The sequence below is a fragment of the Fulvitalea axinellae genome, from assembly GCF_036492835.1.
GTDB lineage: Bacteria > Bacteroidota > Bacteroidia > Cytophagales > Cyclobacteriaceae > Fulvitalea > Fulvitalea axinellae.
Window position 1 is genome coordinate 184,655 of sequence record NZ_AP025316.1, and the last position, 13,966, is coordinate 198,620.

At 49.0% G+C, this 13,966-nt stretch carries 9 protein-coding genes; 5 read left to right on the plus strand and 4 right to left on the minus strand.

Annotated features, from left to right (window positions below; genetic code table 11):
• Positions 1-147: 147 nt before the first annotated feature.
• On the plus strand, positions 148-639 hold the full coding sequence (locus tag AABK39_RS21470) for a hypothetical protein (RefSeq protein ID WP_338395294.1): 492 nt from the start codon (positions 148-150) through the stop codon (positions 637-639).
• 14 nt (positions 640-653) lie between these two features.
• On the opposite strand, the gene AABK39_RS21475 is transcribed toward AABK39_RS21470, so the two are convergent.
• Positions 654-2,537, minus strand: coding sequence for a T3SS effector HopA1 family protein (locus AABK39_RS21475; protein WP_338395295.1), 1,884 nt, complete (start codon positions 2,535-2,537; stop codon positions 654-656).
• A gap of 465 nt (positions 2,538-3,002) precedes the next feature.
• Here AABK39_RS21475 and AABK39_RS21480 point away from each other — a divergent pair, with 465 nt between their 5' ends.
• Complete coding sequence (locus tag AABK39_RS21480) at positions 3,003-4,649, plus strand: DUF6377 domain-containing protein (protein WP_338395296.1); 1,647 nt, start codon at positions 3,003-3,005, stop codon at positions 4,647-4,649.
• Between the two features lie 185 nt (positions 4,650-4,834).
• Positions 4,835-6,976, plus strand: a complete 2,142-nt coding sequence (locus AABK39_RS21485) for a glycoside hydrolase family 97 protein (RefSeq protein ID WP_338395297.1) — start codon at positions 4,835-4,837, stop codon at positions 6,974-6,976.
• An 88-nt stretch (positions 6,977-7,064) separates the two neighbouring features.
• Here the strand turns inward: AABK39_RS21485 and AABK39_RS21490 are convergent, their stop codons facing one another.
• From AABK39_RS21490 to parS, 3 genes are all read right to left on the minus strand, one after another.
• The gene (locus tag AABK39_RS21490; RefSeq protein WP_338395298.1) at positions 7,065-7,901 is read right to left on the minus strand and encodes a formate/nitrite transporter family protein; all 837 of its coding nucleotides are present in this window, start codon (positions 7,899-7,901) and stop codon (positions 7,065-7,067) included.
• Positions 7,902-8,342: 441 nt separating this feature from the next.
• A complete protein-coding gene (locus AABK39_RS21495; protein ID WP_338395299.1) occupies positions 8,343-8,804 on the minus strand; it encodes an RES family NAD+ phosphorylase in 462 nt (153 codons plus the stop codon).
• Position 8,805: 1 nt separating this feature from the next.
• Positions 8,806-9,309, minus strand: a complete 504-nt coding sequence (parS, locus tag AABK39_RS21500) for a type II RES/Xre toxin-antitoxin system antitoxin (protein ID WP_338395300.1) — start codon at positions 9,307-9,309, stop codon at positions 8,806-8,808.
• Positions 9,310-9,552: 243 nt separating this feature from the next.
• Between parS and AABK39_RS21505 the strand changes: the two genes are divergently transcribed.
• Together AABK39_RS21505 and AABK39_RS21510 are read left to right on the plus strand one after the other, a co-directional pair.
• On the plus strand, positions 9,553-13,059 hold the full coding sequence (locus AABK39_RS21505; RefSeq protein WP_338395301.1) for a DEAD/DEAH box helicase: 3,507 nt from the start codon (positions 9,553-9,555) through the stop codon (positions 13,057-13,059).
• Between the two features lie 127 nt (positions 13,060-13,186).
• Entirely contained in the window at positions 13,187-13,933 is a 747-nt protein-coding gene (locus AABK39_RS21510; RefSeq protein WP_338395302.1) for an SGNH/GDSL hydrolase family protein, read from the plus strand.
• The last annotated feature ends 33 nt before the right edge of the window (positions 13,934-13,966 follow it).

The following is a 13,966-nucleotide window of genomic DNA, read 5'->3' on the forward strand; positions in this document are numbered from 1 at the left end:
GCAATAATGTAGTCGGAAAATTGAGCATTACTTTAACGAACTACGGCTATCAACATTTATGAAATATTGTCTAACACCTCCTTACTAAACAGAATCATCTAACATTGGCATTGCTTCATTTGTTCTGAAGAAAATAACCTCGGGAACTTGTTTAAACGAAGACAAAGAAGACGACCGTCAAACTCCAGCGCCAACGAGCTTAAAACGATTAGGAGAGACCCGCCGGCAATGGGACCGATGGAAGAAAGCGCCCACTTTTCGGAGCCAGCGCCTTTTGCCAAACCTGCGGTTCCCGCTCCTTTGACTGCCACGATAAACAATTTCGAAACCGAGGAAAAGATCGGACTCGGTGAACGTTTTAGACTTTGGAACGCTAACCGCAAAAACAAAAACTCTTATCTGGGACATAAAAGAGTCGGGAAATCAAGCCCTTTCCAAATCAATAATTACTACGATGAACTTAACGGAATAAGCGTCGCCGATGCGGACGACGGCTTCCTAAACGTTACGGGGCCTAGCAAATCACGGCCCCGCGGTCAGTCTTTTGACGAGTTTAATGTCGAAGGCCGTTGGAATACTGTCGGGAACTTCGTGCGGACTGAGGGCTTAGATGATTCCTACGAAGAATCCGACTGGTAAGCTCACAAAAAAGCTCATATCCAAAACGGTTCCTCTTCGTCCGTAGTCCCGAACGACGCAGTAGCGCCCTCTCTCGCCGGCGGATTATAAGGCTCGGTGGAAATCGGCGATTCGAATTCTCTTCTCATCCGCTCTTCCCTTTCGCGTTCCAGCCCGGTACGGGAAAGCGCCCGGGCTTCGCCTTCCACTTCCCTGACTGATGTTTCCTCTCCCTCACCCATTTCTATCACCAGCATATCATCATTGCGAATAATATCAGGAGGGCGATTGATATGCGGTTCGAAAAAATCAATATCACGCTTAGTACAGGCTCCCATCATCCTTCGCAAAAGATCTTCGTAGCAAGCAGGATCATCTTTAAGCGCCTCGGCCAAGGCTTGGGCTCTATGCGAAAGGAAAGTCTTCTTTTTGCGTCCTTCGTTCTCCTGCCCCACATATTTTTCCAACCACTCGCCGGCGCCTTTCGGGAATTTTAGCCCGAACATGGCCTTGGCTTGTGTGGCCAGCTCCCAAAGGTTGCGCTTGTCCATCCCCAAAGAGCTGTCATCCGTTTCATCCAGTTCCCTGCGGGCCTGCTCAGCCCTGCGCACTATATCCTCTCGGTAATGCGGATGGAACACGGCGTTCCAAGAAAGCGTTTTCTTTCCTTCTTCCCTCAATTTCTCCTCCAGTTGTTCCAAAAAGGTTCTAACCCTACCGGTCATTTGGGCGTCCATTTCCCAAGGAATCTCAAAACGCGGATCCTCTGCCCAGCTTATTCCCGGCGCTACGGGCTCGGCCATCGGGATGGTATCTTTCCTGAAAAATTCGGGATTATGCTCCTGTATGCTTTTCACCAATTCGATAATTTGCTCAAAGCCCTCTTGCGTAAACGTTTTGAGCATTACGCTGTCCTTACGTTGTGTCCGATGATAAAATGGAGCGACACCTATGTAAGACAATACCGGCTTCCCGGTGTCGGATCGGTCATTATCCAGATAAGGCAATAGCTTTTTGATAACGGCAAGCATCGCGTGAACCGAAACGTTAAGATAAATCCGGTGCGGAAAAGGCATATCGTGAACCCGGCCCATCGCTTGGGCTTTGCCAAAGCCTTCATCCATGGCCCTTTCGGTATTCGGTTTGCCTAGCTCTTCTCTTTTTTCCCTAGCCAAAAAGAGCATGAATTTGCTTTTCAATTCCTCTTTGGCCTCCGGCTGGTCCAGCTCACCTATCGCGAAGGTTCTTGACTTTTCCCCTACAACCTCCGCCCGTACTTTCGACTCTTCGGGCCTTTGTTTGGCGAGTCGTATCAATCCTTTCAGCAAATCATCGTCACTAGGTGAGGGGAGCTTTCTACGGTGAGAATCATAATACGGTTGCCAAGTCTTGATCATATCGCCATAAAGCAGCTTGGAAAGCGGTACACTGTCTATCGCCGCGTCTACCCTAAGTGAACTAACGCCACGCATGTTTTTCCAATACTTTTCAAGGTTTCCCATCATTGACCCGAAAGAACCCGAAGTCTCCGTTTTCTCCAAAAAATCGGATCTCACATAAAAAGAAAGGGAACTGCTATCGCTGACGCATCGGATCCACTGCTTTTCCTCCTCTCCTTCCCCTTCTTTTCTTACCCCGATACTGCTGGCCAAAACTTTATGGCCAATACCAAGCCTAAGCAATTTCATCGGGCGAAGCTCATTCCCCTTTAGCTGATAACCGTAAGTGGGCGCAATAATTCGGGCGGGATAATGCCCTGCCTGAATGATTTTGGGGCTTTTATTCGCCGAACCTTGGATCATCTGAACGGCGTTGCTTTGCTGGCGCTGGAAGTCGCTTTCCGCACTGACTCCCTGGCGCAACACGCCCTTTGTCTTTTCGCCTGTAGCGGGGTTTCTCTCACGGTATCTGAAACTCATTTGCGCACGCTTCCGGTTACTATTCGGATAAAACTCCTAAATGTAAAGCCCAAGCGGTGGCACAGTGTTTTTTTCGCACAAAAAAACGGAAACATAACGCCCAGGTATCTGCCCCTTTGTACCCTATTGACCGTTGCATTTCCGCTTTCTGTTCGTAAATCTATGCGCACAACCCCGTTTGGGTTATGTCTTATCGCCGGTTGGCGTTGCCCCCTTATGTCAGCATCCATTCCCTGAATCCAACATAAGTACGCCAGCCTGACAATACAAATGTAGTGAAGACTCGCTATGATTTTGTACGTAAAAATACTCGTTTGGTTAAAACGGGTATTTCCCACATATCCCGCATAGAATACGGAATCCACAAATTATCTTTGCCGGGAAAGCCCACACTGTTTTCGGTCGGGAACAATGTGGACGGTTCATGTTTTTATTTTGTCGGGAAAGTCAAGAGAATTGGAACGGATGAGAGGGAAGATAATTAAGTACGCATCGATTTTCTTGTTATGCTTAATATCGTTTGGCGGATTTTGCCAAAATTCGAAAAACTATCTCAAGGAACTCGACCAAGAACTAAATAAAAGGCAAGAGTACGTAAAAATCCGGGAACAACGTATCAACGCCCTCAAAGAAGTACTAGCGCAAACGCATGACCACAAAAGCCGGCGACCGCTCCTACACCAACTGTATAAAGCTTACGCCCCGTTTCAGATCGATTCGGCATACCATTACGCAAAGATCTCCGAAAAAATCGCCACTAAAATAGGCGATCCCGACTTGATTATCGATGACCGTTTCCAGCTTGTGCAAGCGTACACGCTTATGGGAGCTTATACTTTGGCTTTTGACGCTCTGAGGGAAATCCGTCCCCTGATCCGAAACAAAGGTCAACTTTCCGCATATTATCTCCTGCAAAAAAATCTTTACGGAAACCTGGCCGATTATCAATATCCGAATGCGGTTCGCAACGAATATTTGGTCATTAAAAACCGTTATCTTGATTCGCTCGTAAGATCCGAAACTCATATCCATCCCTTACAGAAGGCCGAACAGTTAATGGTTGAGAAAAGATACCTCAATGTGGTTCATACCCTGTTGCCCTATCTGGATTCCCTAAGTCTAAATAACCGAGAATACGCTTTCTTTTCCTATACTATAGCCAAAGCTTACCAGCGGTTGGATAACCGGGAAATGCAGATAAAATATCTCGCCCTTTCCGCCATAGCTGATATCCGGTCAGCCATCAAGGAAAACGTCGCGCTTAGAGAGCTTGCGCTTCGGCTTTATATGGACGGAGATATTCGCAAAGCCTATTCTTACATCCAAATCGCTCTGGACGACGCCGTTTACAGCCAAGCCAAACTCCGCACTTTTGAGGTGTGGGAAATTTTGCCACTAATCGGCGACGCTTATCAGGAGGCGCAAAGGATTCGCGAACGCAATCTGCTGTTTTTTTCCATCATCGCCACCGGTCTGGTCGCCTTTCTTTTGGTGGCCGTGATTATGGTCAGAAAGCAGACGGGCAGGCTCCGGTACGCAAACAAGGTGATTAAAGACAACAACGGAAGGCTGAAAGAACTGAATAACGAACTGGGCCAAAACAAACGGCATATCGAAGAGGTAAACAATCTGCTCCTTGCCGCAAACCAATTACAGGGCGAGCAAATCGCGCATTACTTGGGCCTTTGTTCGGCCTACATCGCCAAAATCGATAATTACAGGGCCTCTCTCTACCGCAAAGCCAAGTCCGCTCCGAGGGATACGCTCGTCGACGCCCTGAAATCGAAAGAAATAGTGGACCGGGAGCTCAAGCAATTTTACCAAAATTTCGACAGGGCTTTTCTGGAATTGTATCCCGACTTTGTCGAGGCTCTCAACGCGTTGCTTAAACCCGAAGAACGCATTACGCCCAAAAAGGACGAGCTGCTAAATACGGAGCTACGAATCTTTGCGCTGATCAGGATCGGGATTTCCGAAAGCGCGCAGATAGCTGATTTTCTCAGGTACTCGCCTAACACTATTTATAACTACCGGGCCAAGGTAAAAGGGAAAGCTTTGGCTTCCAGAAAAGATTTTGAAGCCGAAGTAATGAAAATCGGCACGATTGATTGAAAATCCGCCACTCATAGGCATCCTAAAACCTTTGTACACGCCCACTTAAATCACTCGTCAAATACAATTCATTTATTTGATTATCAATTAAATACAAACAACACTCATCCACTTCTTTATCCCTGACGGTATCTTCTGATTTGTCCGGAATCTATATTTGTTCCGTAAAACAAAACACCCGAACAATGAAGAATATACTAAGCGTTTTCTTCTTGCTTTTTATCGCCGTAACAGGAAAAGCGGAAGAGCTGAAATCACCCGACAATAGCTTCCGATTGACTTTTGAACTGAAGAAAAACGGAACCCCCACTTACGATCTTTACCTTGACGGAAAACCCGTAATAAAAACCAGTAAGCTTGGCCTAGAGCTGAAAGATACGGAATCGTTGCTTTCAGGCTTCGAAGTAGTGAGCGTGACACGCAACACTTTCGACGAGACTTGGCAACCCGTTTGGGGAGAGACAAAAGAGATTCGTAACCATTACAACGAGATGGAAGTCGCCTTGCTCCAAAGCGAAACGGGCCGTAAGATGTCTATCCGGTTCCGCTTGTTCGACGACGGGCTGGGCTTCCGTTACGAATTTCCCCAACAAAAGAATCTCGATTATTTCGTAATCAAAGAAGAGCGTACGGAATTCGCCATGACCGGCGACCACACCGCCTTCTGGATTCCCGGCGACTTCGACACGCAGGAGTATGAGTATACCAAATCTAGGCTGTCGGAAATCCGTGGGCTCTTTGACAAAGCCTTTACTGGAAACGTATCGCAAACGGCTTTCTCAAAAACCGGCGTGCAGACTTCCCTGATGCTGAAGACCGACGCGGGGCTTTACATTAACCTACATGAGGCCGCTTTGGTGGAATATCCCGCCATGCACCTGAATCTGGACGACGAGACTATGGTTTTCGAATCGTTCCTTACGCCGGACGCCCGTGGAGACAAAGGATATATGCAAGCGCCGAGAACCACTCCTTGGAGAACGGTTATCGCCAGCAAAGACGCCGGGGACATCCTGACCTCGAATATCACCCTAAACCTGAACGATCCTTGCGCATACGAAAATACGGACTGGATAAAACCCGTAAAGTATATCGGAGTTTGGTGGGAAATGATCACTGGCAAAACCGACTGGTCGTATACCAACGATATTCCCTCGGTACAGCTTGGCGTAACGGACTACAAAACTGTCAAAAGAAACCCTAAACACGCCGCCAACACCGAAAACGTAATGAAGTACATCGACTTCGCCGCCGAACACGGCTTTGACGCCGTATTGGTGGAAGGCTGGAACGAAGGCTGGGAAGACTGGTTCGGAAAATCGAAAGATTACGTATTCGATTTCATGACTCCGTATCCGGATTTAGACCTTCCGAAAATTCGTGACTACGCCAAGAGCAAAGGCGTCAAGATGATGATGCACCACGAAACTTCGGGCTCCGTACGCAACTACGAGCGCCATATGGACAAGGCTTACCAGTTCATGAAAGATAACGGCTATAATTCCGTGAAATCCGGTTATGTAGGCGACATCATCCCGCGCGGAGAGACGCACTACGGACAATGGATGGTAAACCACTATCTCTACGCCGTGGAAAAGGCCGCCGAATATGAAATTATGGTAAACGCCCACGAGGCCGTAAGACCGACGGGACTTTGCAGAACCTACCCGAACATGATCGGCAACGAATCTGCGCGCGGAACGGAGTACGAGGCCTTCGTAGGCACAAGACCAGACCACACCACCGTTCTTCCGTTTACACGCCTCATCGGCGGACCGATGGACTACACGCCGGGCATCTTTGAGCCGGACGTTTCAAAGATAAATCCGGATAGGCACCATAATGTCAACACTACGCTGGCAAGACAATTGGCGCTTTATGTAACCATGTACAGCCCGTTGCAGATGGCCGCCGACCTGCCGGAAACGTACGAGAAGCATATGGACGCTTTCCAGTTTATCAAAGACGTAGCCCTTGACTGGGACGATACGAAGGTGCTGGAGGCCGAGCCAGGAGATTACGTCACTTACGCCAGAAAAGCGAAAGGTAAAGAGGACTGGTTTGTAGGTCGTACAAATGACGAGGAAGCCCGTTATTCATCTATCAAATTCGACTTCCTTACCAAAGGCAAAAAGTATATCGCCACTGTATACAGCGACGCTAAAGATGCTCATTACAAGGACAACCCTAAAGCTTACCAGATCAAAAAATATGTGGTAAGCAACCGCTCAAAGCTCAAGCAATTCTGCGCTCCGGGCGGTGGCTATGCCATCAGCATCAAAGCCGTAACGGATAAGTCTGAGACCAAGGGATTACCTCGCTTGTAAAAACATCTAGAACAGAAAAAGGCTCCTGATAACCGGAAATCATATTCCGATAATCAGGAGCCTTTTTTATTTTTTACAGACGATAATTTTAAATCCTATCGCTTATCAGTGATTGGTTAGTGTTTCCTCCCTGTTTCGCTTCTTTGCCTCTTACAAACAGGAACCAGTTATACCCGCCCACAAAGAGAGCTCCACCCACAATATTGCCCAAAGTGGCCGGGATAAGGTTTGCCGTTATAAATGTTCCCCAAGAGATGTCCGCACCCAAATACACGGCTGTCGGGATAAAGAACATGTTCGCTATGCTGTGCTCAAAGCCGAAAGTAACGAATGTCATTACCGGCAACCAGATTCCGATTATCCTACCGAAGTTGTCTTTCGCCGAATAAGCCATCCAAACCGCCGTACAAACTAACCAGTTAGCGCCAATTCCTTTGACAAAGGTCTTTATAAATGGATTCGAAGTCTTGCCAACCGCAATATCAATGGCCGTCTGCGCAAATGGTTCTTGCGTAATCACTCCGGATTTGTAAGCGAACAGAAATGCCACCAATATCGCCCCCACAAAGTTACCGATATACGATACGGTCCATACTCGACACAATTGCGCCCATTTAGACTCTTTGCTCAGCGTTGTGACCGTCATGATGGCGCAGTCGCTGGTAAACAAATCCGCGCCGGATAGGATCACCATAATCAGCCCCACTGGAAAAACCGATCCGAAAATGAATTTCTGCAATCCGGGGTTATTGGCCGCTACCTCAGGCATTCCGCCTCCCACCACAATGGAAAGAAGGCCTCCCAAAGCCACAAAGGCACCGCCCATAATCGCAAGCAAAAACAACTCGAACGAACTGCATTTTAATTTTTGTTTGGCGGACTTGATAAACGCCGCTCCAATCTCACTAGGTGACAAGTATCCCATTATCAATTTTTTATAAACCCCTCTAACCAACGAACCTAATGGCTACTATTGTATGATCTCTTAGAAATTGGGCGCAAAGTAAACGTGAATCCACGCCTCGGGAGCTAATGGAGATCATATCTCTACGTGATTGAGCGTAGACTTTGTAAGAATTCGAATCACCGGCAACGGAAATCAAGTCAATTTATGATTTGAACAAGATATCTCCGTTTTTTTAGCAAAAAGTGAGTCTAGGCACTTACGTGCGATAAAATTTTCCCTTATGCCTCGCAACGGACCTCTTTTAAAAGTCTAACCCTATAAAAAATAATAAGCAAACCGACCGCGGAACGCCCGGCCAACAGTCATATACCAAAACACGCCAAAGCCGTTCTTCCCCTGAAAAAAATGTCAACTAGACGGTATACACCAACAAAAAACGAAGTCGCGCATTAAGGAACGTCATCGCCCAAAATACCTCGGATCAAAAGGAAAAGGCTCCGTCTCCACAATCTTTATCTCCCCAAAATCCGCATGTCTGGGATTCAGGATAAAATTAAACTCGCCACGAACCACTACGCTTGGCACCCGGAGCACCGGATAAACGTTCTCGCTTACCAACCTATCGCCCACCACTTGGCTGGCGGGTTGCGCAGGCAAAGAATCCCAACCGGTGGGCAATTCCTCAACAGGCAAATGCAGAACCCGCAAAGAGTCCGGTATATCGATCTCCACCATAAAATAGTCCTTGGGCAAAATTCCCAAAGCCAAATGCACCGCCACCTCACTGTTGGCCAAAGCCCTGGTCTGGGCGGTATACACCACTTCCGTGCCTTTTGAGTTCCAACGTTGTCCGTTCAGTGACGCGCCGTAGCCCGAAAGCTCGTCTTTGTACCGTTCCCGGCTTAAGCGAAATACCCTCATATCAAACAAAAATTCCGTACTCAATACGGTTCAACTCGGCCAAAATCAGGTCTTTGCCATAGGAGCTGTCCAACAATTCTATCGGTTTCTCGCCGCCCAAAGCCAAACAGGGCGAATTCAACCAAAGGTCTAAATGCTCCGAAGCATCGAACACGGCGTTTCCACGGCTAATCACCTCGGCCAGTTCAAAAATACGTTCGCTTTGCAAGGGCTTGTAAATATGGGAAGCGTCACCTTTATAGCGTTGCAACGTGCGGATATTAACGTCTAGAAAAGACGCCCACTGCGCTTCCGTAAACGGCGAATTGCCTTTTATCTCCTCAAAAAGGGCGTTGGTGACCCCTTCTTTTACTGCTCTGGCCACCAATAGCTTGTCTTTCAGCACAGAGGTGTAGCTGATATCCTTGGCCTTTAAAGATTTTCCCCGGGGAAACTTCCTTATAAAGACTTTCAGCGCCTTGCTTCCCCGTGTGTATTCCTGCGATTCATGTTTTAGGACTCCCATAACCGTATCGGTTTGTTGTACGACAAATATACATTTAAAAACGACAAACATACGGACAAGTTCTCTCTATTTGTCAAAAAATGACAACGTCATACTCATTCACGATTTGATCATAGCCCCCGAAAAAGTAACTTAGCCGATATTCGTCAAATAAAGACAAAAGCGTAGCGTACCAACTCACATATCAACATCCAAAATGCCCGCAATCCCTTTACGCTACTCAATTACTTTGTACAAAATATAATGGCAAAAACCTACGGAAATACCTGGTGGGGCCAGCAATGGCTCAATGCGCTCACGAAGATAGACCTAAGCAACCGCCTGCCGCGCGGAAGAACATACGCCAACAAAGGCGCCGTTGACAAACTCGAAATCAAAGACAACCTCGTCAGCGCTTCGGTGAGAGGCTCTTTCAGAAGTTCCTACAAAATAAAAATCGAGATACCCCAACTAAAGGCCTACGAAAAGGCCCAACTCATAGAAAGCGTCATCTCCGACGATCTGGTCCTTACGCAATTGCTTAGCCAACAACTCCCCTCGGAGTTTACCAGCTTGGCCAGAAGCCAAGGCATATCGCTGTTTCCCGACAGCTGGCGAAGCCTCGGCATGCGTTGCTCCTGCCCAGATTACGCCGTGCCTTGCAAACACTTGGCCGCCGTCATTTACAAACTTTCGGAGGAAATTGACCGCAACCCGTTCCTTATCCTCAAACTCAAAGGGCTGGACGTCACCCAAGAGCTCAACAAAGCGGGTTTTGAACTCGACCAAGAGGACCGTCACCGGGCCACCACCTTGGAAGACTGCATAACGCAAGGCGACAATCCCGAGCCCGGCCCCGACGCCAACCTGCGTCCCGACCTCTCGGCCATTACCGATATCGGAGAAAATACGCTGAGGCTACTCAGTGAGAAACCGCTGTTCTATTCCAAAGATTTCAGGGCCATATTAAAGAAATCTTACGCCAAACTGGTGAAAACCTCAAAGGCTTGGGAACGGAAGGAACGACCGGAAGGAAAATACGCCCAAGCTTTAAAAACTACCGAAGGCCTTACCTTGGTCACGGGTCCGGATTGGGAATTCAAGGCTTTGCTTTCCGAAACCGAAGACAAACAGGAAAGGCTAATGGCCCGTTCCGAAGACCTTGACAACTTCCTCGGCGAACTGTTTAACGATCCGACTTTAGCCACGCACCACCCCGACGCCAAAGCGCTAAAAGCCGTTATTGTTTTCTTCCTCAAATTGGCCCAAAACAAAGCTTTAACACCGCGATTGGTCGCGGCAAGGGGCGAGGCCTACAGAATACAATGGGTCCCGGCCACTTCCGACCCCGCCGTAAAAAAAGCTTTCGACAGCATAGCCCAAGCCTTGCCGGAAAACATTGTGGCGGTCCAAACCAGTAGAGGAAACATATCTTTCCTCAAACCGGCGGAACGCCTCAACACTCTCTGCGACCTCTTCGTGGAGCCGTTGATAAGCGAAAACGCCTTGAGCCTACAGACTTACAGCGACACTCATACCGACAAAAAAGTCTTCGGCATGTTCTTCGACGGACAGCCTGCCACATTCCGCAACACACTGGAGGCCGCTGTGCCCGACACCGTGCATATGTGGCTCCGCAAACTGTACCTAACCGAAAAACGCCACGCCCCCGCGCTGGTTATTACGGAAAATAAAAACGAGACCTTTTCCCTAACCGTCGAAGTGACCGACGGCGACAAAAACGTAGCGTTACAGGCTTTTTTAGAGAAACATTCCAAGGGCAAGGAAAAATTCGAACTGCTCAAAGACCTTAGGCTTCTGGCCGAATACCTGCCCGAACTCAACGCCGTAATCCGCCATGGACAACAGTCCGTCGAGTTCGGTTTGGGGAAATTCGAGTCCATTCTCTTCCACGCCCTTCCCGTAATCGGAATGCTGGGGATACGGATCACTATGCCGCGATCGTTGCGCAAAGTCTTGGCGCCGCAACTCTCAATGAACGTCACCAAAAACACCAACGAGACCGGCAAAGCCTACCTCAGCCTGGCCAATATGCTGGACTTCGAATGGCGCATAGCCCTCGGCAACGAATTGGTGGGCGAAGAGGAATTCCGCAAGCTGGTCAGCAAGCGCAGGGGGCTGGTCAAGTTCCGCGACTCCTACGTCCGCCTCGACCCTTCCGAAATCGACAAACTTTTGCGCAAGCTCGACAATCCGCCGAAAGTAAACGAAAACGACATACTGCAAGCCGCCCTTTCCGAACGCTACGACGGTACTTTGGCGCACCTTAGCCCGGAGGTTCGCGATATTATAGAAGAGTTCACCAAAGACTACGAAATAGAACCGCCGGCAGGATTAAAGGCAACACTGCGCCACTACCAACAGCGCGGCTACGCATGGCTTTACAAAAACTCCCGCCTAGGCCTAGGCTCCCTTCTGGCCGACGATATGGGACTCGGCAAAACCTTGCAGACCATCGCCGCCTTGGCCAAGTTCAAGGAAGACGGCCTGCTTGATCCCCAAAAAGCCCTTGTCGTGGTTCCGACTTCTTTGCTTACCAACTGGCGCAAGGAAATCGAGCGTTTCGCTCCAGGGCTTAGGGCTTCGGTTTATCACGGAACCAAACGGGAAATTCCCGAAGAGTTCGACGTTCTGATCACTACCTACGGCATGGTCCGCAGCGAATCGAAACTGTTTAGGAAAGTAAAATGGTTCGCGCTGATCATCGACGAGGCGCAAAATATCAAAAACGTCAGCACCGAACAGACCAAAGCGGTAAAAGCCCTCAAGGCCGAAGTGAAAATAGCGCTGAGCGGCACGCCGGTCGAAAACCGCCTTTCCGAATATTGGAGCGTAATGGATTTCGTCAACAAAGGCTATCTCGGGCCATTGAAACGCTTTACCGACAAGGTGGCCAAGCCTATCCAAAACGACCGCAACCAAACGGCCCTCGACACATTCCGCAAAGTCACGGCGCCGTTTATCCTGCGCAGGCTCAAGTCCGACAAATCGATTATCTCCGATTTGCCCGACAAGACCGAGCAAGACCGTTACTGTAACCTCACTAAGGAACAGGCCGGCGTTTACCAAAACGTAATCGACCGTAACCTGAAAGCCATCGACGAGGCGGAAGAGGGAATCCAGCGCAAGGGAATGGTTCTCAAAATGCTTACGGTCCTCAAACAGGTCTGCAACCACCCGGCGCAGTTCCTAAAGAAAGGGGCCGAAAAACCGGAACTAAGCGGTAAGACCAAAATCCTTTTCGAAGTACTGGACCAATGCCACGAGACCGGCGAAAAGGTTTTGATCTTCACCCAATACAAGGAAATGGGCGAAATGATCGCCAACTGGACTTTGGAGCGTTACGGACATCCGGCCTTGTTCCTTCACGGCGGAACGTCCCGCAACAAGCGCGATGAGATGGTCGAACGTTTCCAAAACGACCCGATGCGGAAAGTCTTCGTACTCTCCATCAAGGCCGGCGGTACGGGCCTCAACCTCACCGCCGCCTCGCACGTGATCCACTACGACCTTTGGTGGAACCCGGCCGTCGAAGCGCAAGCCACCGACCGGGCCTACCGTATCGGGCAAAAGAACAACGTGCTGGTACACCGCCTGATTTGCGAAGGCACTTTCGAGGAAAAGATCGACGAGATGATCAAATCCAAAAAAGAGCTGGCCGATATGGCCGTAACCCAAGGCGAAAAGTGGATCGGTGATCTCGACACCGACAGCCTCGGCGAATTGGTAAGCTTGGCTGGCGGGGAGTAAAATTGTGTATTGGTATTTTAGGGGTATTTGGTATCAGGTCTTAGGTAACACAACACGCAGTACTTAATACCTGATACCTAAGACCAAAAACCGACTCTGATTTTTTCACTAAAATGAATGGATAAACATGGGTAACCGTAGAGATTTTCTAAAAAAGTCTATCGCCGGATCTGGCGCCGTGGCGTTGCTTTCGGGAACTTTTTCTTCTTGTTCCAGCCCCGAGGCCAAAGCGCCGTCTTTCGGTAACGGAGACGTGATTTTATTCCAAGGCGACTCCATCACGGACGCCGGACGGCAGAGGAATATTGACCAACCAAACCACCAACCGGCTTTGGGCCACGGCTACGCCCAGTACGCTGGAGTGGACCTGCTTTGCGAGCACGCCGACAAAAAACTCAAGGTATATAACCGTGGCATAAGCGGAAACAAAGTGTATCAGCTCAATGACCGATGGGATAAGGATTGTCTTTCGCTCAAGCCCAATGTGCTCAGTATTTTGATCGGGGTAAATGATTATTGGCACAAACGGGCGGGCAAATACGACGCTTCGGCGGAGGTGTACCAAAACGATTACCGGGCCCTGCTCCAGCGAACCGTAAAAGCGCTTCCGAACATTAAGCTCGTGCTTTGCGAACCGTTTATTCTGCCCAATACCCGTGCGGTGGACGAATCTTGGATAGAGCCTTTCAAAGTATACCAAAAGGCTGCGAAATCGCTTTCCGAAGAGTTCGGCACTGTCTGGGTGCCGTATCAGGAGGTCTTTAACAAAGCCTTGGATTCGGCGCCGGAGGCGTATTGGTTGCCCGACGGCGTGCACCCTTCAATGGCCGGCGCCAAGCTTATGGCGGACGCTTGGGTTAAAGCTGTTAAGTAGTATAAAGTAAATAGTAAAGCGTAAAGAGACTGC